The following is a 24107-nucleotide window of genomic DNA, read 5'->3' as shown; positions in this document are numbered from 1 at the left end:
AAAATGGTCGCGCCGGGGCGGGACAATTCGGGGGAACCCTGAACCGGCCGGGCCGCGACCGCGTACACAACTGCGACGCCGCGTGACCACATTCGCGGACCATGCACTGGAGGGCAACCGATGACAGACGTGCAGACGACGGAGACCGAGCACACCGCCGAGGGGCCGGCCGGTCCGGTCACCGGCTCGCCGCGCCGGCTCGTCCTGCTCGGCGCCGGGGCCGTCGGCGCCACGGCAGTCCTGGCCGCCTGCGGCACCACCAGCAGCAGCTCCAACACCAACGGCACGGACTTCAGCAACGACCCGGCGCCGGCCGGCAGCGGCAAGGCGAACGCCAACCCCGGCGACACCGGCAAGTCCGGCGGCGGCACCGGCGGCAGCGCGCTGGCCAGCACCGCCGACGTGCCGCAGGGCGGCGGCATCATCACCGCCGACTACGTGATCACCCAGCCGGCCGCCGGGCAGTACAAGGCGTTCAGCAAGGTGTGCACGCACGCCGGCTGCGACGTCAGCAAGATCGACGGCGGCGTGATCAGCTGCCCGTGCCACGGCAGCAAGTTCTCCATCGAGACCGGCGAGCCGACCACCGGGCCGGCCACCAAGCCGCTCGCCGAGACCAAGGTCAAGGTGGACGGCGACAGCATCGTCAAGGCCTGAGCTGCCAGACGAAACAGGCACAGTCGGCCGGAGGTCCGACGCCGTGGCGGCGGCAACGGACCTCCGGTCGGCTAATCATGTCAGCCCCTCGCACTACTGTTGAGCCCGTGCCAGACCCGTCCACGTACCGTCCGGCGCCAGGGACCATTCCGGAGTCGCCAGGCGTCTACCGTTTCCGCGACCCGGCCGGCCGGGTGATCTACGTCGGCAAGGCCAAGAACCTGCGGAATCGCCTGAATTCCTACTTCGCCGACACCTGGTCGCTGCATGCCCGCACGCAGCAGATGGTGACCACCGCGGCGAGTGTGGACTGGGTCACGGTCGGGACCGAGGTCGAGGCCCTCCAGCTGGAGTTCTCCTGGATCAAGGAGTTCGACCCCCGGTTCAACGTGAAGTACCGCGACGACAAGTCGTACCCGTTCCTCGCGGTCACCCTCAACGAGGAGTTCCCCCGCCTGCAGGTGATGCGCGGGGCCAAGCGCAAGGGCGTGCGCTACTTCGGTCCCTATTCACACGCGTGGGCCATCCGCGAGACGCTCGACCTGCTGCTGCGGGTCTTCCCGGCGCGGACCTGCTCGTCCGGGGTCTTCAAGCGGGCCGGCCAGATCGGCCGCCCGTGCCTGCTCGGCTACATCGGCAAGTGCTCGGCGCCCTGCGTCGGCCGGGTCAGCGCCGACGAGCACCGGGGCATCGTCGACGACTTCTGCGACTTCATGGCCGGGCGCACCGACACGTTCGTGAAACGGCTCGAGCGCGAGATGATGCAGGCCTCCGAGGAGCTCGAGTTCGAGCGGGCGGCCCGGCTGCGCGACGACATCGCCGCGCTGCGCCGCGCGATGGAGAAACAGACCGTGGTGCTCGGCGACGGCACCGACGCCGACGTGGTGGCCTTCGCCGAGGACCCGCTCGAGGCGGCCGTGCAGGTCTTCCACGTCCGCGACGGGCGGGTGCGCGGCCAGCGCGGCTGGGTCGTGGAGAAGGTGGAGGATCTGTCCACCGGCGACCTGGTGCACCACTTCTGCTCGCAGATGTACGGCGGCGAGACCGGCGAGGGCGACGTGCCGCGCGAGCTGCTGGTGCCGGAGCTGCCGGAGGACGCGCCCGCGCTGGCCGACTGGCTCTCCGAGCACCGCGGCAGCCGGGTGCACCTGCGGGTGCCGCAGCGCGGCGACAAGCGCGCCCTGCTGGAGACGGTGGCACGCAACGCGGGGGAGTCGCTGCAGCGGCACAAGCTGCGCCGGGCCGGCGACCTGACCACCCGCAGCAAGGCGCTCGACGAGATCGCCGAGGCGCTCGGCATGGAGACGTCGCCGCTGCGCATCGAGTGCTTCGACGTGTCGCAGATCCAGGGCACCGACGTGGTGGCGTCCATGGTGGTCTTCGAGGACGGCCTGGCCCGCAAGAGCGAGTACCGCCGCTTCGCGGTGCGGGGCAACGCGGACGGCAGCGGGTTGGACGACCTGTCCGCGATGAGCGAGGTGATGCGCCGGCGGTTCGCCCGGTACAAGGCGCAGGCCGGCGCCGGTCAGATCTTCGACGGGGAGCCCCCGGCTGCGGCGGACGGCGACGAGATCGCCACCAATGACCTGCCCGGCATCGACCCGCTCACCGGCAAGGCGCGGCGGTTCGCGTACCCGCCGCAGCTGGTCGTCGTGGACGGCGGGCAGCCGCAGGTCAACGCCGTCGCCGCGGTGCTGTCCGACCTGGGCATCACCGACGTGGCGCTGTGCGGGCTGGCCAAGCGGCTCGAGGAGGTCTGGCTGCCGGGGGAGGACTTCCCGGTGATCCTGCCGCGTACCTCCGAGGCGCTCTACCTGTTGCAGCGGGTGCGCGACGAGGCGCACCGGTTCGCGATCACGTATCACCGGCAGCGCCGCTCCAAGCGGATGACCGCGTCCGCCCTCGACAGCGTGCCCGGCCTCGGCGAGGCCCGGCGCAAGGCGCTGCTGCGGCACTTCGGCTCGCTGAAACGTCTGGCCGCCGCCACGGTCGAGGAGATCGCCGAGGTGCCCGGGATCGGCAAGCGCACCGCCGAGGCACTGCTGGCCGCGCTCAACCCGGCGCCGGCCGCGGAGGCGGGGACATCCGGGGACGCCGCGGAGCGCGACCCGGCGCCGGCCGGAGACGCCGCCGAGCGCGACCCGGCGCCGGCCGCGGGGGCCGCCGAGTCCGGCCCGTCGCGGGTCGCGGGGGCCGCCGAGTCCGGCCCGTCGCGGGTCGCGGGGGCCGCCGGGCTCAACTCGTCGACGTCCGGTGCCGAACAGTGAGCGAGCGCAGCGGTGCATAGGATTGTGTGTCCGCCCGGTGAGGTGCGGGCGGGGCGACGCGGGAGGCGTTCGTGACGGAGTCGGTGCCGGATTTCCCTGACGACGCGGTCGGGGGTGTGGTGGATCCGAACGAGCTGGCCACCGACCTGGTGGTCGTGACCGGCCTGTCCGGCGGCGGCCGCAGCACGGTGGCCCGCGCCCTGGAGAACGTCGGCTTCTACGTGGTGGACAACCTGCCGCAGGCCCTGATGCTGGACATGGCCCAGCTCGCCTTCGAGGCCGGCGGCGCCGCCCGGCGTACCGCCATGGTGCTGGACGTGCGCAGCCGGGCCTTCTCCACCGACCTGGCCGGCGCGGTGCGCGCGCTCAAGGACCGCGGCTTCCTGCCCCGGGTGGTGTTCGTCGACGCCGACGACGAGGTGCTGATCCGCCGGTTCGAGTCGGTGCGCCGCTCGCACCCGCTGCAGGGCGACGGCCGCCTCGCCGACGGCATCGCGGCCGAGCGCAAGCTGCTCGAGGAGGCGCGCGAGCAGGCCGATGTGATCATCGACACCAGCCACCTGAACGTGAACCAGCTGCGCCGCCGGGTCGAGGAGCTGTTCGCCGGCGAGGACGTGCTCCGGCTGCGGATCACCGTGCTCTCCTTCGGCTTCAAGTACGGCCTGCCGCCGGACGCCGACTACGTGCTGGACGCCCGGTTCCTGCCCAATCCGTTCTGGGTGCCCGAGCTGCGTGACCACACCGGCCTGGAGGAGGCGGTCAGCACGTACGTGCTCGACCAGGAAGGCGCCGACCAGTTCGTGAACACGTACGCGGGCCTGATCGGCTCGACCGCGCCCGGCTTCGAGCGGGAGGGCAAGCGGTACCTGACCGTGGCGGTCGGTTGCACCGGGGGCAAGCATCGCAGCGTCGCGATCGCCGAGGAGCTGACCGCGCAACTGCGCGACATGCGGCTGTCGGCCCACGCCTCGCACCGCGACCTGGGGCGGGAGTGACCGCGACCCGGGTGGTCGCGTTCGGCGGGGGGCACGGGCTCGCCGCCTCGCTGCGTGGCCTGCGGCACGCCATGCACGACCTCGACCTGGACATCACCGCGATCGTCACGGTCGGCGACGACGGCGGCTCCAGCGGCCGGCTGCTGCTCGAGCGGGACGCGCTGCTGCCGGTCGGCGACCTGCGTAAGGCCCTCGCGGCCCTGGCCTGCGACGACCCGGTCCGGCAGCGCACCGCCGAGCTGCTGCAGCACCGGTTCGCCGGGGACGATCCGCTGGCCGGGCACGCGGTGGGCAACCTGCTGCTGCTCGGGCTGATGGAGATGCTCGACGACCCGGTCGCCGCCCTCGACCACGCGGCCGCGATGGTCGGCGCGCAGGGCCGGGTGCTGCCGATGGCCCGGCACGCGGTCGGCATCGAGGCGGAGGTCCTGGACGGCGACCCGGCCCGCCCCGGTGCGGTGGTCACCGTGCGCGGGCAGCACGCGGTGGCGGTCGCCCCGGGGCACGTCGAGGCGCTCCGGATCGAGCCGGCCGACCCGCCCACCTGCTCGCAGGCGATCGAGGCGATTCACGCCGCCGACTGGCTGATCTTCGGCCCGGGCAGCTGGTACACCAGCGTGCTGCCGCACCTGCTGGTGCCCGGCCTGGCTGAGGCGATCATGGCGAGCCCGGCCCGCCGGCTCGTCACGCTCAACCTGGCCTCCGACAACGAGACCTCCGGCCTGTCGGTGGCCGACCATCTGGCCGCCCTGCGGTGGTACCTGCCCGGGCTGCGGATCGACACGGTGCTGGCCGACGCGAAGTGGGTCGGCGAGCCCGATCCGGTGCACCGGGCGGCCGAATCGCTGGGCGCGCGGCTCGTGTTGGCACCTCTGGCCGTTGCGGACGGCAGCCCCAGGCATGATCCTGAGTCGTTGGGTGTTGCACTGGTGCCAGTATTGGGCGCCGCTCGTTAAGCAGTGGCGTAGTAGTGCGGCACCAACTTTTGAAGATCCGGCGCATGAGGTGACAACACGATGGCTATGACGGCAGCGGTCAAGGACGAGCTGAGCCGGGTCGATGTGCCCAAGCCGTGCTGCCGCCGCGCGGAGATGGCGGCGCTGCTGCGGTTCGCCGGCGGCCTGCACATCGTGTCCGGCCGGGTGGTGGTGGAGGCCGAGCTCGACACCGGCGCGGTGGCCCGCCGGCTGCGCCGCGAGATCGCCGACGTGTACGGCTACCCCAGCGAGGTGCACGTGCTGGCCAGCGGCGGCCTGCGCAAGGGCAGCCACTACATCGTGCGGATCGTCAAGGACGGCGAGGCCCTCGCGCGCCAGACCGGCCTGCTGGACGTGCGCGGGCGCCCGGTGCGCGGCCTGCCGCCGCACGTCGTGTCGGCCAACGTGTGCTGCGCCGTAGCGGCCTGGCGGGGCGCCTTCATGGCGCACGGCTCGCTCACCGAGCCGGGCCGGTCCAGCGCCCTGGAGATCACCTGCCCGGGTCCGGAGGCCGCGCTCGCGCTGCGCGGCGCCGCCCGCCGGATCGGGATCACCGCGAAGGAGCGTGAGGTCCGCGGCGTCGACCGGGTGGTGATCAAGGACGGCGACGCGATCGCCGCGCTGCTCACCCGGATCGGGGCGCACGCCAGCGTGCTGGCCTGGGAGGAGCGCCGGGTGCGCCGCGAGGTGCGGGCGACGGCCAACCGGCTGGCCAACTTCGACGACGCCAACCTGCGCCGCTCGGCCCGCGCCGCGGTGGCCGCCGCCGCCCGGGTCACCCGCGCGCTGGAGATCCTCTCCGACGAGGCGCCGAACCACCTGACCTCGGCCGGCCAGCTGCGGCTGGAGCACCGGCAGGCCTCGCTGGAGGAGCTGGGCGCGCTCGCCGACCCGCCGCTGACCAAGGACGCGATCGCGGGCCGGATCCGCCGGCTGCTGGCGCTGGCCGACAAGCGGGCCCGCGACCTGGGCATCCCGGACACCGAGGCCGCAGTCACGCCGGAGATGCTCGCTTGCTGAGGTTTTGAGCTCGGCCACCGCTACACGCGAGAGGCGCGCTGCGGCCTTGGGCGGCAGGGAGGCCGCGGGGAGAAGGCGGGACTGGTGTTCACGCGTACGGTAAATGGGGTTTTGGTTAATTTCTGAGTTAGCCACCCGCCGCTCGCCGGGGCCGGGGGCTCCGATAGGGTTTGCAGGACGGCGACGGTGCCGGCAGCTCGGCCGATGCGCGCCGTGACGCCGCCAGTCAGCGCGGCGCCACCTACTAGATCCCCTGTGTGGGGAGCGCGACGGCCGGACGCAAAGTTTCGCCGGCCCGAGCACGAGGTCGGCGTAAACCCTCCGCCGGTCGACGAAATCCGGCGGACCGAAACGAGGAGATCCACCTGTGACTATCCGGGTTGGCATCAACGGCTTCGGCCGTATCGGACGCAACTTCTTCCGGGCGGTGCTCGCCTCCGGCGCGGACATCGAGCTCGTCGGCGTGAACGACCTCACCGACAACGCGACGCTGGCCCACCTGCTCAAGTACGACTCGATCCTGGGCCGGCTGCCGCAGGAGGTAAAGGCCACGGCCGACGAGATCACGGTGGGCGGCAAGACCTTCAAGGCGTTCGCCGACCGCGACCCGGCCAACCTCAAGTGGGGCGACCTGGGCGCCGACGTGGTCATCGAGTCGACCGGCTTCTTCACCGACGCCACCAAGGCCAAGGTGCACGCCGACAACGGCGCCAAGAAGGTCATCATCTCGGCCCCGGCCAAGAACGAGGACATCACGATCGTGATGGGCGTCAACGACAACCTGTACGACGCCGCCAAGCACACGGTGATCTCGAACGCGTCCTGCACCACCAACTGCCTCGCCCCGATGGCGAAGGTCCTCAACGACACGATCGGCATCGAGCGTGGCCTGATGACCACCATCCACGCCTACACGCAGGACCAGAACCTGCAGGACGGCCCGCACAAGGACCTGCGTCGCGCCCGCGCCGCCGCCCTGAACGTGGTGCCGACCTCGACCGGTGCGGCCAAGGCCGTCAGCCTGGTGCTGCCGGAGCTCAAGGGCAAGCTGGACGGCTTCGCGATGCGCGTGCCGATCCCGACCGGCTCGGCCACCGACCTGACCTTCCAGGCGAAGAAGGAGACCTCGGTCGACGAGGTCAACGCCGCGATCAAGGCCGCCGCGGACGGCGCGCTCAAGGGCATCCTGACCTACACCGAGGACCCGATCGTCTCGGCGGACATCGTCACCGACCCGGCCTCCTGCATCTTCGACGCCGGCCTCACCAAGGTCATCGGCAACCAGGTCAAGGTCGTCGGCTGGTACGACAACGAGTGGGGCTACTCGAACCGCCTCGTCGACCTGGTCAAGCTGGTTGGCTGACGCATCGTGAAGACTCTCGACGACCTGCTCGGCGAGGGTGTCTCGGGTCGGCGCGTGCTCGTGCGCGCCGACCTGAACGTCCCGTTCGACAAGAACAAACCGGGCGTCATCACCGACGACGGGCGGGCCCGGGCGGTGCTGCCGACCCTGGTCGCGCTGCGTGACGCCGGTGCGCGTGTGATCGTCATGTCGCACCTCGGCCGCCCGAAGGGCGCGCCGGACCCCAAGTACACGCTCTCGCCCGTCGCCACGCGGCTCGGTGAGCTGCTCGGCACGCCGGTGGTCTTCGCGGCCGACACGGTCGGCGCTTCCGCCACCGCGGCCGTCGCCGCTTTGAACGACGGCGACGTGCTCCTGCTGGAGAACCTTCGCTTCAACGCGGGGGAGACCTCGAAGGACGACGCGGAACGTGCCGCTTTTGCGGGAGAGTTGGCGAAATTTGCTGACTTCTACGTGGATGACGCATTTGGCGCGGTGCACCGGAAGCACGCCTCGGTCTTCGACGTGCCGGCCATTCTCCCGCACTACGCGGGCGGGCTGGTGCTGCGCGAGGTCGAGGTGCTCCGGCGCGTCTCGGAGAGCCCGGAGCAGCCGTACGTGGTGGTGCTCGGCGGCTCGAAGGTGTCCGACAAGCTCGCGGTGATCCAGGCGCTGCTGCCGAAGGTGGACAAGCTGCTGGTCGGCGGCGGCATGTGCTTCACGTTCCTGAAGGCTCAGGGGCACGAGGTCGGCAAGTCTCTGCTCGAGGAGGAGATGGTCGACACCTGCTCGTCGCTCTTGTCGCAGGCGGGTGGGCGAATTGTCCTGCCGGTGGACGTGGTTGCGGCGACCGAGTTCTCGGCGGACGCCTCCTTCGACACGGTGGATGTCTCGGACATTCCTTCTGACCGTCTCGGCCTGGACATCGGACCCAGATCGACGGCGCTGTTCGCCGAGGCGATCGCGGGCGCCAAGACCGTCTTCTGGAACGGCCCGATGGGCGTCTTCGAGCTCGCGCCGTTCGCGGCCGGCACCCGGGGCGTCGCCGAGGCCATCACCAAGATCGACGGCTTCTCGGTGGTCGGCGGCGGCGACTCGGCCGCGGCCGTGCGCACGCTCGGCCTCGACGAGTCGGCCTTCGGGCACATCTCCACCGGTGGCGGTGCCTCCCTCGAATACCTCGAGGGCAAGAAGCTGCCCGGCGTCGAAGCTCTGGAGAACTGATGAGTGACCGTCGTCCGATCATCGCCGGCAACTGGAAGATGACCGTCAACCACCTCGAGGCCAACCTCCTGGTGCAGAAGCTGGCGGCCAGCCTCACCGAGCAGCAGCTCACCGACGTCGAGGTGGTCGTGGTGCCGCCGTTCACGGCCCTGCGCACCGTGCAGACCGTGATCGACGGCGACAAGCTGCAGCTCGGCCTGGGCGCGCAGGACCTCTCGCCGCACGAGAAGGGCGCCTACACCGGCGACATCTCGGGCGGCATGCTCGCCAAGCTCAACTGCTCGTACGTGCTCGCCGGGCACTCCGAGCGGCGTGAGTACCACAACGAGGACGACGCGCTGGTCAACGCGAAGGTGCGTGCCGCTTTCCGGAACGAGCTCACGCCGATCCTGTGCGTGGGCGAGGGCCTGGAGGTGCGGGAGGCCGGCGGGCACGTCGAGCACTGCGCGAACCAGGTCACCGCCGGGCTCGAGTCGCTCACCGCCGAGCAGGTGAAGAAGCTGGTCATCGCGTACGAGCCGGTCTGGGCGATCGGCACCGGCAAGACCGCGACGCCGGAGGACGCCCAGGAGGTGTGCGGCGCGATCCGGTCGTGCGTCGCCGAGCTCTACGGCAAGGAGGTCGCCGACGTCGTGCGCATCCAGTACGGCGGATCGGTGAAGTCCGGCAACATCGCCGCGATCATGTCGCAGCCGGACATCGACGGCGCCCTGGTCGGCGGCGCGTCGCTGGACGCCGAGGAGTTCGCCTCGATCGTCCGGTTCCGGGAGCACGTCACCCGCTGAGCACGCTGTGGTGCCCGGTCGCCGAGCGTGGCCGGGCACCCGCTATTGTTGGGGCGCAATCTGTCCCTCGAGAGGAATGAACCCGATCATGCCGATGTGGTTCGCGTACACGTTGATCGTGTTGCTGGTGATCACCAGCATTCTGCTGACCCTGCTGATCCTGCTGCATCGCGGCAAGGGCGGCGGCATGTCGAGCATGTTCGGCGGCGGCGTCACGTCCAGCCTGGCGGGTTCCTCGGTGGCGGAGAAAAACCTCGACCGCTACACCGTGCTGGTCGGCATCGTGTGGTTCGCGTGCATCGTCGGGCTGGGACTCTGGCTGCGCCTGGCCCTGCCTGCTTCCTGACCGACGGTAATAGTCGTAGAATCTGCCGCGCGTCCGGTTCAGCCGGGCGCGCGGCGTTTTTCGCCTGCTTTTGTGGTCTTCTCACCAACGCCCCTCGAGACAGGAGTGACGTCCGTGTCCAGTGGCAGTGCGATCCGCGGCAGCCGCGTCGGGTCCAGCCCGATGCGCCCCGACGAGCGCAGCGAACCCGCCCCGCGCCGGGAGGTGGTCTACTTCTGCGCGGCCGGGCACGCCAGCCAGATCAAGTTCGCGGCCGAGGCCCCGGCGCCGGAGACGTGGGACTGCCCGCGCTGTGGTCAGCCCGCGGGCCTGGACGGGGAGAACCCGCCCGGCCGGCTGCGCGTCGAGCCGTACAAGTCACACCTGGCCTACGTCAAGGAGCGCCGCTCCGCGGAGGACGGGGCGAAGATCCTCGCCGAGGCGCTGGCCAAGGTTCGCCAGCGCCGCGGCGAGTGACGCCTTCTTACGGGATCTTGGCGGCTGCGGCGCGGTCGAGCAGCCAATAGGTGCGCGACGTGCCGGTGGCGTGTGCGGCCGGCTTGGTCTTGTCGCCGTTCAGGGCCGCGCCGACCGAGTCGGTCTTGTCCGGCCCGGCGGCGACCAGCCACACCTCGTCGGCGCTCTGGATGGTGGGCATCGTCAGCGTGATCCGGGTGGGCGGCGGTTTCGGGCTGTTGTGCACCGCGGCCGTGGCCTGCCCGGCCTCGTTGAGGACCGGGTGCTCGGGGAAGAGCGACGCGACGTGTCCGTCCTCGCCGACGCCGAGCATGAGCACGTCGAACGGCGTCCTCAGCTCGGCGGCGTAGCGGGCGGCCGCCGCCTCCGCGTTGTCGCCGTCCGGGCCGTCCGAGGCGGGCATCGGGTGCACCCGGGCGGGATCGAGCGGCAGCGCGTCCAGCAGCGCCTCGCGCGCCTGGGTTTCGTTGCGGTCCGGGTCGCCGGCCGGCAGGAACCGCTCGTCGCCCCACCACAGGTCCACGGTCGACCAGTCGATCGCCCGCGCGGCCGGCAGGTCCTTGACCGTGCGCAGCACCTTCGCGGCGATCCGGCCGCCGGTCAGCACGACGCTCGCCGCGCCGCGCTCGGCCTGCGCGTCCACGATCTTGGCGACGAGTCGCGACGCCACTGTGGCGGCGAGAACGTCCGCGTCGGGTACCACCACGACCAGGGTCTTGCTCACATGTGCCTCCTGAGGCGAAGGGCCGCCCACCGTGCGGCGGGCGGCCCTGCTGACGGTGGAGCTAGGCGGCCGAACCGCCCGGGCCGGCCATGGCGCCGGCGTCGTTCGCGCGGGCGGCCAGGGCCGGATCCTTCCAGACGTGCACCCGCATGGGCGGCCTCTTGTCGAGGTCGGAGACCCCGGCCAGCGCGCCGAGCGCCTCGGCGTAGATCTGGTCGGCGTCCAGCCGGCGCAGCTCCTCGGCGAGCTCGTCGCCGACCGGCCGCTTCGGCAGCGGCATGTAGCGGTCCTCCTGCCCGGTGCGGCTGAACAGCGCGGTGTTCTCCTCCCGGGTGACCCGCACGCAGTCGCCGTTGGCGCACTGCAGCTCGACCGAGTGCATCCGCGGGGCCCGGTCGGTGAACTCCCACGTCGGGACGATCCCGAGGCGGGACTGCAGCCAGCCCTTCATCAGCGCCGCGGTCGGGTCCTTCTCAGGTGCCACGATGGTGGCGCCGACGACCCGCTCCTCGGTGGTGTCGAAGGCGCCGGCCACGAGCGTGCGCCACAGCGTGATCCTGGTCCAGGTCAGGTCGGTGTCGCCGGAGGCGTAGTCCTGCGCCCGCTGCCGCAGGGCCGCCACCGGATCGGGGGCCTGCGCCGAGTCGGTGATCCGCCGGTCGGCGACGACGCCCAGGAAGTCGTTGGCGATCACGTCCGGCGGTTCCTCGTGCCACCAGGTGACCACCGGAACGTCCGGGGCGAGCAGCGGCATGACGACCGACTCGGCGTGCAGGGCGAGCCGCCCGTACATCCGCATGACGACCGCCTCGGCCGGCCCCAGCCGGCCGCCCACGACGATCTCGGCGTCCAGCCGGCTGCGGCCCTCCAGGTCGGAGCGGACCACGATGAGCAGGCGGCACGGGTGGGCCGCCGCCGCGATGGTGGCGGCCGCCTCGGCCTCCCGGACCTTCTTCTCCTCCACCACGGCGACCAGGGTCAGGGCGAGCCCGGAGGCCACGCCGCCGGCGCTGCGCCGCTCGGCCGCGAGCGCCTTGACGACCTCGTTGCCGGTGGTGTCCCACAACCCGATCATGCTCGCCTCCACGCGCGACCCTCGCGGGCCAGCATCTCGTCCGACGCCCGCGGGCCCCACTCGCCGGCCCGGTACGGCTCCGGCTTGGTGTCCGCCCACGCGGCCTCGAGCGGGTCGATGACCCGCCACGACTGCTCGACCTCGGCCGCGTCCGGGAACAGGGTGCGGTCGCCGACCAGCACGTCGAGCACGAGCCGCTCGTACGCCTCCGGGCTGGACTCGGTGAACGCCTCGCCGTACTGGAAGTCCATCGCGATGTCGCGGACCTCCATCGTGGTGCCGGGCACCTTGGAGCCGAACTTGAGGACCACGCCCTCGTCCGGCTGGACCCGGATGACCAGCTGGTTGTTGCCGAGCATCTCGACGTCGGCCGGGTCGAACGGCAGGTGCGGGGCGCGTTTGAAGAGGATCGCGATCTCGGTGACCCGGCGCGGCATCCGCTTGCCGACGCGCACGTAGAACGGGACCTCCGCCCAGCGTCTGTTCTGGATGCCGAGGCGGACCGCGACGTACGTCTCGGTGGTGGAGTCGGACGGGATGTCCTTCTCCTCGAGGTATCCCACGGCGCGCTCGCCGGCCACCCAGCCCTGCAGGTACTGGCCGCGGACCGAGCCGGCGGCGATGTCCTTGGGCAGGCTGATCGCCTTGAGCACCTTCAGCTTCTCGGCGCGGATCTCGTTCGGATCGAAGCTCGTCGGCTCTTCCATGCCGACCAGCGCGAGCAGCTGCAGCAGATGGTTCTGCAGCACGTCGCGGGCGGCGCCGGCGGAGTCGTAGAACGCGGCGCGGGTGCCGATGCCGACGTCCTCGGCCATGGTGATCTGCACGCTGTCCACGTACTTGGAGTTCCACACCGGCTCGAACAGGCTGTTCGCGAAGCGGAGGGCCAGGATGTTCTGGACCGTCTCCTTGCCCAGGTAGTGGTCGATGCGGTAGACGTCCTGCGGGGTGAAGACCTCGTCGACCAGCTGGTTCAACGAGATCGCGGTCTTCAGGTCGTTGCCGAACGGCTTCTCCACGACCACCCGGCGCCAGCCGCCGGACTTGGCGTTGTCGGCCATGCCGGTGCGGGCCAGTTGGGTGAGCACCAGCGGGAAGGCGGCCGGCGGGATGGAGAAGTAGAAGGCGGCGTTGCCCGGGATGCCGTTGCGCTCGCGCAGGTCGTCCAGCGTGGTGGCCAGGTTGTCGAACGCGGCGTCGTCGTCGAACGAGCCGGGCACGAACTGGAACTGGCCGGCCAGACGCTGCCACACCTCCTCGCGCCACGGGGTCCGGGCACCCTTCTTCGCCGCCTCGAGGGCCAGGGACTCGAAGTCGCCGTCGCCCCAGTCGCGGCGGGCGAAGCCCAGCACCACGAAACCGGGCGGCAGCAGACCGCGGTTGGCCAGGTCGTACACGGCCGGGATGAGCTTCTTTCGGGACAGGTCACCGGTGACCCCGAAGATCACCAGAGCGCAGGGCTCCGGGATGCGCGGGAGTCTGCGGTCCTGTGCGGTACGCAGCGGATTGCCCACGTGCTCCATCCTGCCAGTTCTCGGTGTGTGCAGCTGAAATAGGCACGGGGCCCGCCCGATGATCGAGCGGACCCCGATGCGGAGTGTCAGACGCCGGTGCCGGCCTGGAGGGACTTGTGCACGCTTTCGAGCAGCTCCTTCCAGCTGACCGCGAACTTGTCGACGCCCTCGTCCTCGAGGACCTTGACCACGTCGTCGAAGTCGATCCCGACCGCCTTGAGGTCGGCCATCACCTGGTGCGCCTGCGGGTACGCGCCGGTGATGGTGTCGCCGCGGACCTCGCCGTGGTCGGCGAAGGCGTGGATCACCGATTCCGGCATGGTGTTGACCGTCCCGGGGGCGATCAGCTCCTCGACGTAGATGGTGTCCTTGTAGTCCGGGTTCTTGGTCGACGTGGACGCCCACAGCGGCCGCTGCGGGTGCGCGCCGGCCGCGGCGAGGGCCTTCCACCGGTCGGTGCCGAAGACCTCCTCGTACGCCTCGTAGGCCAGCCGCGCGTTGGCGATCGCGGCCTTGCCCATCAGCGACTTCGCCTCGTCGGTGCCGATCTTCTCGAGGCGCTTGTCCACTTCGGTGTCGACCCGGGAGACGAAGAACGACGCCACCGAGCCGATCTTGGTGATGTCGTGGCCGTTGGCCTTGGCCTGCTCGACGCCGGCCAGGAACGCCTCCATGACCGCGCGGTAGCGCTCGAGCGAGAAGATCAGCGTCACGTTCACGCTGATCCCCGCGGCCAGGGTCGCGGTGATCGCGGGCAGGCCCTCGAGGGTCGCCGGGATCTTGATGAAGAGGTTCTCCCGGCCGACGAGCCACCAGAGCGTCTTCGCCTCGGCGATGGTGCTCTCGGTCTCGTGCGCCTTGCGGGGGTCGACCTCGATCGAGACCCGGCCGTCCACGCCGTTCGAGGCGTCGTAGGCCGGCCGCTCGACGTCGCAGGCGCCACGGACGTCCTGGGCGGTCATCAGGCGAACCGCCTCCTCGACCGTGACGCGCATCACGGACAGGTCCTTGACCTGGGCGTCGTACGCGTCGGCGTCGGAGAGGGCCTTCTGGAAGATGCTGGGGTTGGTGGTCACACCGACGACGTGCTGCTCGTCGAGCATCTTCTTCAGCGAGCCGCTCGTCAGTCGAACCCGGGAGAGATCGTCGAGCCAGACCGCCACACCCTGGGCGGAGAGCTCGGCCAGCCGATCAGTCATGGTTCTGCTCCCTCAGTTACCGGTCGTGTGACCGGTGATCTCGCCGACCTTGGCCAGGGCGGCGTTGGCCTTTGCCACCACGTTGTCCGCGGTGAAGCCGAACTGCTCAAAGAGGATCTTGGCGGGCGCGCTGGCGCCGTAGTGCTCGATGCTCACGGGCTCGCCCGCGTCTCCAAGAATGCGATCCCAGCTCATCCGAATGCCAGCCTCGACCGTTACACGTGCCTTGACCCCCCGAGGGATCACTTCTTCCTGGTACGCGATCGGCTGGGCGTGGAACCACTCCTGGCACGGCATGGAGACCACCCGGGTCGGGGTGCCCTGCGCCTCGAGGCGCTCCTGGGCGGTGAGGCAGTGCTGCACCTCGGAGCCGGTCCCGATGAGAATCACCTTCGGGTCGCCGCCGGCGGCCTCGGACAGCACGTAGCCGCCCTTGAGGACGCCCTCGGCCGACGCGTACTTCGACCGGTCGAAGGTCGGCACCGGCTGGCGCGAGAGGGCCAGGGCGGTGGGGGAGTCGGTGTGCTCGAGGGCGCCGCGCCAGGCGTACGAGGTCTCGTTGGCGTCGGCCGGCCGGACCACGTTGAGGCCGACGATCGCCCGCAGCGCGGACAGCGTCTCGATCGGCTGGTGCGTCGGGCCGTCCTCGCCGAGGCCGATGGAGTCGTGCGTCCACACGTAGATCACCGGCAGCTTCATCAGCGCGGAGAGCCGGACGGCGCCGCGCATGTAGTCGCTGAAGACCAGGAACGTGCCGCCGTACGGACGGGTCGCGCCGTGCACGGTGATGCCGTTGAGGATCGAGCCCATGCCGTGCTCGCGGATGCCGAAGTGCAGCGTGCGGCCGTACTCGTTGCCGGGGAAGTCCTTGGTCGCGTACTCGGCCGGGATGAACGACGGCTCGCCCTTCATCGTGGTGTTGTTGCTCTCGGCCAGGTCGGCCGAACCGCCCCACAGCTCCGGCAGCACCGGCGCCAGAGCGTTGAGGACCTGCTGCGAGGCGGCGCGGGTGGCGAGGCCCTTGACGTCCGCGGGGAACTCGGGAAGCGACTTCTCCCAGCCGTCGGGCAGCTTGCGGGCGATGAGCCGGTCGTAGAGCGCCTTGGCGTCCGGGTTGGCGGCGGCCCACGCGTCGAACGCCTTCTGCCACTCGGCGTGCGTGGCGCGGCCCCGCTCGACTGCCTTCTTGGTGTGCTCCAGCACGGCGGGGTCGACGACGAACGTCTCGTTCGGGTCGTAGCCGAGGATTTCCTTGGTGGCCTTGACCTCGTCCGCGCCCAGCGCCGAGCCGTGGATCTTGCCGGTGTTCTGCTTGTGCGGCGCCGGCCAGCCGATGATGGTCTTGAGCACGATGAACGACGGCCGGTCGGTCACCGACTTCGCGGTCTGGATCGCGGTCCAGAGCGCCTCGACGTCCTCGTGGTAGTCGCCCTTGGCCGGGTCGCCCTTACGCCACGCGACGGTCTGCACGTGCCAGCCGTACGCTTCGTAACGAGCGCCGACGTCCTCGCACTTCGCGATCCGGGTGTCGTCCTCGATCGAGATCTCGTTGTCGTCGTAGATCACCGTGAGGTTGCCGAGCTTCTGCACCGCGGCGATCGCACTCGACTCGTGGCTGACGCCCTCCTCGATGTCGCCGTCCGAGCAGATCGAGTAGATGTGGTGGTCGAACGGCGAGCTGCCCGCCTCGGCGGCCCGGTCGAACAGGCCGCGCTCCCGCCGGGTGGCCATCGCCATGCCGACCGCGTTGCCGATGCCCTGACCCAGCGGGCCGGTGGTGACCTCGACGCCGGGCGTGTGGCCGTACTCCGGGTGGCCCGGGGTCAGCGAGTCCCACTGGCGCAGCGAGGCGAGGTCCTCCAACGACAGGCTGTAACCACTGAGGAACAGCTGAATGTAGAGGGTGAGGCTGGAGTGGCCCGCGGAGAGCACGAACCGGTCCCGCCCGGCCCAGTGCGGGTCGGTCGGGTCGTGGCGCATGACGCGGTTGAACAGCAGGTAGGCGGCCGGCGCGAGGCTCATCGCCGTGCCGGGGTGGCCGTTGCCGGCCTTCTCCACGGCGTCCATGGCCAGCACCCGGACGGTGTCGACCGCTTTACGGTCGAGGTCGGACCAATTGAGAGCAGGAACTGTGGCAGCCACGTCGGTTGTGCTCCTCGGGGCATGAATTGGGGACCCTTTTGAGGTTGACCCTATCCACTTGCCGTAAACCCGTGCCCGGGGAACGTCCCAGGCCCATACGCTGAGAGCGGACACCCAGTGTGACGCCCCGCACCCGGCCCGGGCCGCCGGAGCAGTGCATTCGGCTGAGCGTAGGCTGTCCGAGCGTGCCGCCGGCTGGCGCCGGCAACGGTCGTGATTTTGGCGAGTGCCGATGCCGGAAGGTGGCTGTCCGTGAGCATGATCACCGAGCGACCCGTCCCCGGACGGGCGCCGGGCGTCCCTCCACGCGCCGACCAGCCGGCCGGCACGCGGGCGCGCCGCGATCTGATCGCCGTGTTCCGCGCCTATCTGGCGCTGACCAAGCCACAGATCGTCGAGCTGCTCCTGGTGACCGCGGTGCCGACCCTGATGCTCGCCTCCGGCGGCTGGCCCGACCTGCGCATTCTCGCGGTGGTCCTGGTCGGCGGCGGTCTCGCCGGCGGCGCGGCCAGCGCGCTCAACTGCTACATCGACCGCGACATCGACGAGCTGATGCGGCGCACCAAGCGGCGGCCGCTGCCGGCACACAGCGTGACCCCGCGTGCCGTGCTGATCTTCGGACTGACCCTCGCGGTCGTCGCCGTCGCGCTCATGGCGGTCTTCACCAACTGGCTGGCGACCGCGCTGACCGCGGGCGCGATCGTCTACTACGACGTCGTCTACACGCTCTGGCTCAAGCGGCGCACCCCGGCCAACACGTTCTGGGGCGGCGTCTGCGGCGCGGCTCCGGTGATCATCGGCTGGGCCGCGGTGACCGGCTCGGTGTCGGCGCTCGGCTGGGCGCTTTTCGCGGTTGTTTTCTTTTGGCAAATGCCGCACTTCTACGCGCTCGCCATCAAGTACAAGGCCGACTATGCCCGGGCCGGCATCCCGATGCTCCCGGTGGTGCGTTCCGCGGCCCGGGTGAACGGCGAGATCGCCCTTTACACCGTGCTCACCGTGGTCGCTTCGCTGGCCGCCTGGCCGCTCGGGCTCGGGCCGATCTACGGCGTCACCGCGGTGATCACGGGCGCTTTGTTCCTCGGTGAGGCTTTCCTGCTGGTTCAGCGGACCCGCAAGGGCGAGCCGGCCAAGCCGATGCGACTGTTCCACTGGTCCATCACGTACCTCACGATCTTGTTCATCGCGGTCGCCGTCGAGGCCCTCGTCTGACCGGACTGTCCCGATTTCGGGTTACGGGTGATCACTCCATCGATGGGAACCTGTTGATACCGGCAATTCGGGCGCAATTCACCCATACCAATGGGCCGCGAACTTAAACCCGCAGGTAATTGCCGTCACAAAATGGCAGAGACGATGCTTGCTCCGGGGAGGGAAGTGCTTACGCTGCCCCTCATGGCTCAAGGTTCCGATACGACACTGACCGCGGGGATCAAATCCTTCGCCACCGGCCACGGCGGCGCCAAGGCGGTCATCGAGTACGTCGGCAAGCGCGGCGCCCGCATTGTCCTCGTCGGCCAGGACGGCGAGTGGTCCGACCAGTTCGCCGACGACACGAACGTCGCCCGCCAGGCGTGCGAGTCCGCCGGCGTCGAGGTGGAGAACGAGTGGGAGCGCGAGCTCCTCGAGCAGATGCGACCCAGCCACGACCTGTGGCGCTCGATGTCGCGCCGCGCCATGGCCCGCTGATCTTGTCCCTGCCCCACCCCACCCACGCGACCCGGGAAACCTCCCGGGTCGCCCTCGTTACCTGTGACCTCTTCCCGGACCTCTGGGACGACGACTTCCCCCTGCGCGACGAGCTGCGGGCGCGCAACCTCGTGGTCGACGCGGTGAGCTGGGACGACCCCGCCGCCGACTGGGACACCTACGACCTGACCGTCCTGCGCTCCCCGTGGGACTACGTTCCGCGCCGCGCCGACTTCCTGACCTGGGCGCAGAGCGTGCCCCGCCTGCTCAACCCGGTCGACATCCTGCGCTGGAACACCGACAAGGTCTACCTGCGCGACCTCGAGGCGGCCGGCGTCCCGATCACCCCCACGACCTACGTGCGCCCCGGCGAGACCTGGACCCCGCCCACCGACGGCGAGTGGGTGGTCAAGCCCACGATCAGCGCCGGCAGCCAGGACACCGGCCGCTACGCCCTGCCCAGCCAGGCCGCCCTCGCCACCGCACACGTCGACCGCCTGACCGCGGCCGGCCGCACCGCGATGATCCAGCCGTATCTCAAGGCGGTCGACACCGACGGCGAGACGGCCCTGCTGTACTTCCCCGACGCCACCGGCCGGCTGTCCTTCAGCCACGCCGTGCGCAAGGGCCCCATGCTCACCGGCCCCGACGAGGGCCGCATCGACCCCGGCAGCGAGCAGATCACCGTCCGCACGCCGTCCCCCGCCGAGCTGACCACGGCCGAACAGGTCCTGGCCGCGATCCCGTCCTCGCCGGCCGCGTTGCTCTACGCCCGGGTCGACCTCATCCCCGGCCCGGACGGCCTCCCCATGCTCCTCGAACTGGAGCTCACCGAGCCGTCGCTGTTCCTCCGCACGGCCGCCGGCGCGGCAGCACGCCTGGCCGACGCCATCCAGAACCGCCTCCCTTAACACCCCATTTCGCGTACGAGGGCCGGGCCGCCCCGCGCGGTTTTGCGGCCGCACCCGCCGCGCCCCGCGACCGCCTGCACCCCTACGGCCGCAGCGCGACTCTCGCGTGTGGCCTTCCCTTGCGCCTGGATGGTGTCCGCGGTGGCCCTTCCGCTCCGCGGCAGCCGGCAACGAAACGCGCTGAGCTGCGATGCCTCGTTTGGCCCCTGTGGACGGCTTGGCGTGTCGTCCACAGGCCACGCTCTTGCTCCGTCATTGATCGGCCCCACCCGGCACGCTGCTCGCATGTCACGCCCCACCACCGCCCATAGGCAGCCACAGTTCCCGTCCTCGGCCGGCAGCCCGCCCCTCGCGGCCGGCAGCCCGCCCCTCGCGGCCGGCAGCCCGCCCCTCGCGGCCGCCAGCCCGCCCCTCGCGGCCAGCAGCCCCTCGCGCTCGGCCGGCAGCCCCTCGCGCTCGGCCGGGAGCCCAGCCCTCTCGGCCGGCGGTCGGTCGGTCCTGGCCGTCAGTCGGTCCGTCTTGGCCCGGGGTGCGTCGGTCTCGGCCGGCTGGTCATTGGTCTCGCACCATGGTCGGTCGGTCCCGGCCCGGCCCAGCTTCCCGCACGTGCCCGGCGGTCGATCGCCGACCGCAGACCGGCTCCCGGGCTGAGGCCTCACCGGCGACCGACCGCCCGTCGCAGCCCCAGCCCGGTAGTGCCGCGGCCGGGGCCCGGTTTCGCCCGCTCCTGTCCCGTGGGGTCATCGCCGGAGCGGCGAACTCTCATCCGAGCCCCGGCCGCGGCCGAGCCCAGTCACTCCGACCAGGACCACCCGGCGTCCCCTCTCCACGCCGGGCCCAGAAAGGAGACGCCTAAGAGACTCCTCCGAATGCGAGCGTGGCGGCGCACAACTCTCCCGGTGCGCCCGCCGTCCACCGGCACCGTCCAGGCGCACCTCCACGACGGTGCCGGTGGATCCACCCGCCCCGCAGCGCAAACAGCGGCCCGCCCGGCCCGGTGCCGACGCCTGGCGCCGTCTCCACCCGCGTCGATGCCCCGCGGCAAAGTGCGGAGCGTTCGTGCGACTGGTGAGCGCAGCGCTCGCAACCACCCCAACGTTGTCCGCCGCACGCAGATCATGAAGGGCTGGCGTTCGGAGCGAGCAGAAAATCCACTCTCTTCGGCCACCACGTCTCGATCATGGTGTGTTCGCGTTCGAGGAACCGCCGCTCCAGGACTGTTGCTGACCGAAATGTCGAGGATGTGCCATTTCTTCGTGCGCTGTCGCCCGTAACTCTTCAGGTCGCCGAGCTGGTCCGGGCACGCGGTCGAGTGCATGGGTGCTGGCGTGAACGGTGGACGGCTTGTGTGTAGCGAGCGCTGTGATTCCGCGAACGCGAGTGGGGCAGGAGGTATCGGCGCGGAGTCGTCGATAAGGACGCCGAGGGATAGGTAGAGGGGACGTCAGCGAAGACAGGTCAGCGAAGACAGGTCAGCGAAGACGGGTCGGCGAAGACGGGTCGGCGAAGGGCAGGTCAGCGGAGACCAGGTCAGCGGAGACCCGGTCGGCGGAAGGGGAGGTCGGCGGAGACCAGGTCAGCGGGAGCGGAGGTCAGCGGGAGGGGACCGGGTCGGTGGCGGGGAGTGCAGCCGTCGTTGACGCGGTGGGTGCCGGCGGTGGGGCTGGGCGGTCGCGGATGGCCAGCAGGACGGCGACGGCGCCCGTCCAGACCAGCCCGGCGCCGAGCATGTGGGCGGCTACCACGGCTACCGGGAGGTGGGTGAAGTACTGGACGAAGCCGATCAGGCCCTGAGCCAGTTCGATCACCAGCAGGGTCAGGGCGACTCGGGCCGGGGCGGGGGCGTTGACCGCGCGGAACGACAGCCACAGGGCGACGGTGAGGCCGAGCAGGAGGAAGACCATGTCGGCGTGGGCCTGCGAGATGGCGGCGGGGTCGAGGCCGTTGCGCTTGGCGCCGTGGTCCCCTGAGTGGGGGCCGCTGCCGGTCACGACGACGCCCAGGACGATGACGCCTGCGGCGGCCAGGACGGTCAGGACGGTGAGGTGGCGGAGGGGGGCGGGGACGAGGGAGACCGGAGCGCCGTCGTCCTCCGCCGTTGAGAGCCACAGCGCGTACGCGGCGGCGATCAGGGCCATCGAGAGCAGGAAGTGCAGGCCGACCACCCACGGGTTGAGGTCGGTCAGGACCGTGATGCCGCCGACGACGCCCTGGCCGGGGATGCCGAGCAGGATCAGCAGGCTCAGGCGCACCTGCCGGCGCCGCCTCGGTTTCTGCTGCCAGGCGGCCACGAAGCAGGCCACGGCGACCACGAACAGGGCGATCCCCAGCAGCCTGTTGGTGAACTCGATGACGCCGTGCACGCCCATGGCCGACGTCGTCGTGTACGAGGCGTCGGTGCACTTGGGCCAGGTGGGGCAGCCGAGACCGGAATCGGTGAGGCGAACTGCCGCACCGGTGACGACCAGAGCGATATTCGCGATCAGGGACGCCAGGGCCATCGGGCGCAGGCCGGGGAGCTTCACCTCTCGGATCGTACGCAGCGGCCCGGACGAGAAATCGTGGGCTCCGGGAGAGCGGTGGCCTGGATCACCGGAAAGCCCGTTTGCGGCCTCCGGCGGAAATACGTAACGTTGTCGTAGTGAAAAACGAGGTGTTGGTCCGAAGCGGTGTGCTGGCGTCCGCCAGCGCGTCGGACGGGCGCACCCGTGATCGCGTCGCCCAGCTGTTGCTCGAGCGGGGCGCGGCCACCGCCGCCGAGCTCGGCGCTGAGCTGGGGCTGGGTTCCGCGGCGATTCGTAAGCATCTGGACGCGATGCTGGCCGACGGCGTGGTCGAGACCCGTGAGGTCCGTAACCGGGGTCCTCGCGGGCGTGGCCGGCCGGCGAAGGCGTTCGCGCTGACCCCGGCCGCGCGGGAAGACCTCAATCCGCACCACTACGACGGCATCGCCACCGCCGCCCTGCGCTGGATCGCGCACCGCAGCGGTCCCGAGGCGGTCAGCGAGTTCGCCGCGGCTCAGGTCGCGGCCCTCGAGGAGCGGTGCCGGCAGGCGATGTGCGAGGCCGGCGACGATCCGATCAAGCGGGCGGAGGCGCTCGCCGAGGCGCTCACCGCCGAGGGCTACGCTGCCAGCGCGACCACGATCGCGTCCGGCGGCCAGCTGTGCCAGCACTCCTGTCCGGTGGCCCACGTGGCTGCCGAGTTTCCCCAGCTGTGCGACGCCGAGACCGCGGTCATCTCCCGGCTCATCGGCACCCACGTGCAGCGTCTCGCCACCATCGCGCACGGCGACGGAGTGTGCACGACGCACATTCCCAGCCCGACGCGGTTAACCGCACCCATGGTTAGGACAGATACATGACCGACCAGATCGTCACTCAGGAAGAGCACCTCGCCGCCCTGGGCAAGTACGAGTACGGCTGGGCCGACGCCGATGTCGCGGGCGCCGCGGCTCAGCGCGGGCTGTCCGAGGCCGTGGTGCGCGACATCTCCGCGAAGAAGAACGAGCCCGAGTGGATGCTCAACCTCCGGCTCAAGGGCCTGCGGCTGTTCGACCGCAAGCCGATGCCGTCGTGGGGCGCCGACCTCACCGGGATCGACTTCCAGAACATCAAGTACTTCGTGCGCTCCACCGAGAAGCAGGCGGCGTCCTGGGACGACCTGCCCGACGACATCAAGGCGACGTACGACAAGCTGGGCATCCCGGAGGCGGAGAAGCAGCGCCTCGTGGCCGGTGTCGCCGCCCAGTACGAGTCCGAGGTGGTCTACCACAAGATCCGTGAGGACCTCGAGGAGCAGGGCGTCGTCTTCCTCGACACCGACACGGCTCTCAAGGAGCACGAGGACATCTTCAAGGAGTACTTCGGCACGGTGATCCCGGTCGGCGACAACAAGTTCGCCGCCCTGAACACCAGCGTGTGGTCCGGCGGGTCGTTCATCTACGTGCCGAAGGGCGTGCACGTGGAGATCCCGCTGCAGGCGTACTTCCGGATCAACACGGAGAACATGGGCCAGTTCGAGCGGACCCTGATCATCGTGGACGAGGGTGCCTACGTGCACTACGTCGAGGGCTGCACCGCGCCGATCTACTCGTCGGACTCGCTGCACTCGGCGGTCGTCGAGATCATCGTGAAGAAGAACGCCCGCTGCCGGTACACGACCATCCAGAACTGGTCGAACAACGTCTACAACCTGGTCACCAAGCGCGCCACCTGCGAGGAGGGCGCGACCATGGAGTGGATCGACGGCAACATCGGTTCCAAGGTGACGATGAAGTACCCCGCGGTCTACATGACCGGCCCGCACGCCAAGGGCGAGGTGCTCAGCGTCGCGATGGCCGGCGAGGGGCAGCACCAGGACGCCGGCGCCAAGATGGTGCACGCCGCGCCGTACACCTCCTCGACGATCGTGTCGAAGTCGATCGCCCGGGGCGGCGGCCGCACCTCGTACCGCGGCCTCGTGCAGGTCATGGAGGGCTCGTCGCATTCGAAGAGCACGGTCAAGTGCGACGCGCTGCTGGTCGACACCATCTCCCGGTCGGACACCTACCCGTACGTCGACATCCGCGAGGACGACGTGTCGATGGGGCACGAGGCGACCGTCTCCAAGGTCAGCGAGGACCAGCTCTTCTACCTGATGAGCCGTGGTCTCACCGAGGACGAGGCGATGGCGATGATCGTGCGTGGCTTCATCGAGCCCATCGCCAAGGAACTCCCCATGGAATACGCCCTCGAGTTGAACCGGCTCATTGAGCTCCAGATGGAAGGCGCGGTCGGCTAACC

General features: G+C 70.5%; 21 protein-coding genes. 15 read left to right on the top strand and 6 right to left on the bottom strand.

Annotated elements, in window-relative coordinates; all coding sequences use genetic code 11:
• The first annotated feature begins 120 nt into the window (after window positions 1–120).
• The 10 genes from ODJ79_RS06945 (at window position 121) to ODJ79_RS06900 (ending at window position 10069) form a co-directional block, all read left to right on the top strand.
• The gene (locus ODJ79_RS06945) at window positions 121–657 is read left to right on the top strand and encodes a Rieske (2Fe-2S) protein (protein WP_263022471.1); all 537 of its coding nucleotides are present in this window, start codon (window positions 121–123) and stop codon (window positions 655–657) included.
• Between the two features lie 107 nt (window positions 658–764).
• On the top strand, window positions 765–2924 hold the full coding sequence (gene uvrC / locus ODJ79_RS06940; protein ID WP_263022470.1) for an excinuclease ABC subunit UvrC: 2160 nt from the start codon (window positions 765–767) through the stop codon (window positions 2922–2924).
• A gap of 71 nt (window positions 2925–2995) precedes the next feature.
• Window positions 2996–3919 (top strand): RNase adapter RapZ, encoded by a 924-nt coding sequence (gene rapZ, locus ODJ79_RS06935; RefSeq protein ID WP_411267269.1) that lies wholly within the window; start codon window positions 2996–2998, stop codon window positions 3917–3919.
• Window positions 3916–4875, top strand: coding sequence for a uridine diphosphate-N-acetylglucosamine-binding protein YvcK (locus ODJ79_RS06930; RefSeq protein ID WP_263022469.1), 960 nt, complete (start codon window positions 3916–3918; stop codon window positions 4873–4875). The genes rapZ and ODJ79_RS06930 overlap by 4 nt, the downstream gene beginning before the upstream one ends.
• A gap of 60 nt (window positions 4876–4935) precedes the next feature.
• Complete coding sequence (whiA, locus tag ODJ79_RS06925; protein WP_263022468.1) at window positions 4936–5916, top strand: DNA-binding protein WhiA; 981 nt, start codon at window positions 4936–4938, stop codon at window positions 5914–5916.
• Between the two features lie 367 nt (window positions 5917–6283).
• A complete protein-coding gene (gap, locus tag ODJ79_RS06920) occupies window positions 6284–7279 on the top strand; it encodes a type I glyceraldehyde-3-phosphate dehydrogenase (protein WP_263022467.1) in 996 nt (331 codons plus the stop codon).
• Between the two features lie 6 nt (window positions 7280–7285).
• A complete protein-coding gene (locus ODJ79_RS06915) occupies window positions 7286–8482 on the top strand; it encodes a phosphoglycerate kinase (protein ID WP_263022466.1) in 1197 nt (398 codons plus the stop codon).
• Window positions 8482–9267, top strand: a complete 786-nt coding sequence (gene tpiA / locus ODJ79_RS06910; RefSeq protein ID WP_263022465.1) for a triose-phosphate isomerase — start codon at window positions 8482–8484, stop codon at window positions 9265–9267. Before ODJ79_RS06915 ends, tpiA begins: the two co-directional genes overlap by 1 nt.
• 88 nt (window positions 9268–9355) lie before the next feature.
• The gene (gene secG, locus ODJ79_RS06905; protein ID WP_263022464.1) at window positions 9356–9613 is read left to right on the top strand and encodes a preprotein translocase subunit SecG; all 258 of its coding nucleotides are present in this window, start codon (window positions 9356–9358) and stop codon (window positions 9611–9613) included.
• Window positions 9614–9727: 114 nt separating this feature from the next.
• Window positions 9728–10069, top strand: a complete 342-nt coding sequence (locus ODJ79_RS06900; protein ID WP_263022463.1) for an RNA polymerase-binding protein RbpA — start codon at window positions 9728–9730, stop codon at window positions 10067–10069.
• Window positions 10070–10076: 7 nt separating this feature from the next.
• Here ODJ79_RS06900 and pgl read toward each other — a convergent pair whose 3' ends face one another.
• The 5 genes from pgl to tkt form a co-directional block, all read right to left on the bottom strand.
• Window positions 10077–10793, bottom strand: a complete 717-nt coding sequence (pgl, locus tag ODJ79_RS06895) for a 6-phosphogluconolactonase (protein WP_263022462.1) — start codon at window positions 10791–10793, stop codon at window positions 10077–10079.
• 61 nt (window positions 10794–10854) lie between these two features.
• A complete protein-coding gene (locus ODJ79_RS06890; RefSeq protein ID WP_263022461.1) occupies window positions 10855–11868 on the bottom strand; it encodes a glucose-6-phosphate dehydrogenase assembly protein OpcA in 1014 nt (337 codons plus the stop codon).
• Window positions 11865–13382: a glucose-6-phosphate dehydrogenase gene (gene zwf / locus ODJ79_RS06885; RefSeq protein ID WP_317620640.1), complete on the bottom strand. Its 1518-nt coding sequence runs from the start codon at window positions 13380–13382 to the stop codon at window positions 11865–11867. The genes ODJ79_RS06890 and zwf overlap by 4 nt, the downstream gene beginning before the upstream one ends.
• An 86-nt stretch (window positions 13383–13468) precedes the next feature.
• Complete coding sequence (tal, locus tag ODJ79_RS06880; protein WP_263022459.1) at window positions 13469–14581, bottom strand: transaldolase; 1113 nt, start codon at window positions 14579–14581, stop codon at window positions 13469–13471.
• 12 nt (window positions 14582–14593) lie between these two features.
• Complete coding sequence (gene tkt / locus ODJ79_RS06875; protein WP_263022608.1) at window positions 14594–16648, bottom strand: transketolase; 2055 nt, start codon at window positions 16646–16648, stop codon at window positions 14594–14596.
• A gap of 327 nt (window positions 16649–16975) precedes the next feature.
• On the opposite strand from tkt, the gene ODJ79_RS06870 reads away from it, so the two are divergent.
• The 3 genes from ODJ79_RS06870 to ODJ79_RS06860 all read left to right on the top strand — a co-directional run bounded on the left by ODJ79_RS06870 (window position 16976) and on the right by ODJ79_RS06860 (window position 19323).
• Complete coding sequence (locus ODJ79_RS06870) at window positions 16976–17935, top strand: heme o synthase (protein ID WP_411267268.1); 960 nt, start codon at window positions 16976–16978, stop codon at window positions 17933–17935.
• Window positions 17936–18118: 183 nt separating this feature from the next.
• Complete coding sequence (locus tag ODJ79_RS06865) at window positions 18119–18412, top strand: hypothetical protein (protein ID WP_263022458.1); 294 nt, start codon at window positions 18119–18121, stop codon at window positions 18410–18412.
• A gap of 2 nt (window positions 18413–18414) precedes the next feature.
• The gene (locus tag ODJ79_RS06860) at window positions 18415–19323 is read left to right on the top strand and encodes a RimK family alpha-L-glutamate ligase (RefSeq protein WP_411267275.1); all 909 of its coding nucleotides are present in this window, start codon (window positions 18415–18417) and stop codon (window positions 19321–19323) included.
• Window positions 19324–20915: 1592 nt separating this feature from the next.
• Here the strand turns inward: ODJ79_RS06860 and ODJ79_RS06855 are convergent.
• Window positions 20916–21824 (bottom strand): COX15/CtaA family protein, encoded by a 909-nt coding sequence (locus ODJ79_RS06855; RefSeq protein WP_263022605.1) that lies wholly within the window; start codon window positions 21822–21824, stop codon window positions 20916–20918.
• 140 nt (window positions 21825–21964) lie between these two features.
• Between ODJ79_RS06855 and ODJ79_RS06850 the strand changes: the two genes are divergently transcribed.
• Complete coding sequence (locus tag ODJ79_RS06850) at window positions 21965–22687, top strand: helix-turn-helix transcriptional regulator (RefSeq protein ID WP_263022457.1); 723 nt, start codon at window positions 21965–21967, stop codon at window positions 22685–22687.
• The gene (sufB, locus tag ODJ79_RS06845) at window positions 22684–24105 is read left to right on the top strand and encodes a Fe-S cluster assembly protein SufB (protein ID WP_263022456.1); all 1422 of its coding nucleotides are present in this window, start codon (window positions 22684–22686) and stop codon (window positions 24103–24105) included. The genes ODJ79_RS06850 and sufB overlap by 4 nt, the downstream gene beginning before the upstream one ends.
• Window positions 24106–24107: the final 2 nt, after the last annotated feature.

This window comes from Actinoplanes sp. KI2, assembly GCF_025630775.1.
Classification (GTDB): Bacteria; Actinomycetota; Actinomycetes; order Mycobacteriales; family Micromonosporaceae; genus Actinoplanes.
This window is presented reverse-complemented; position numbering and strand designations above follow the sequence as displayed.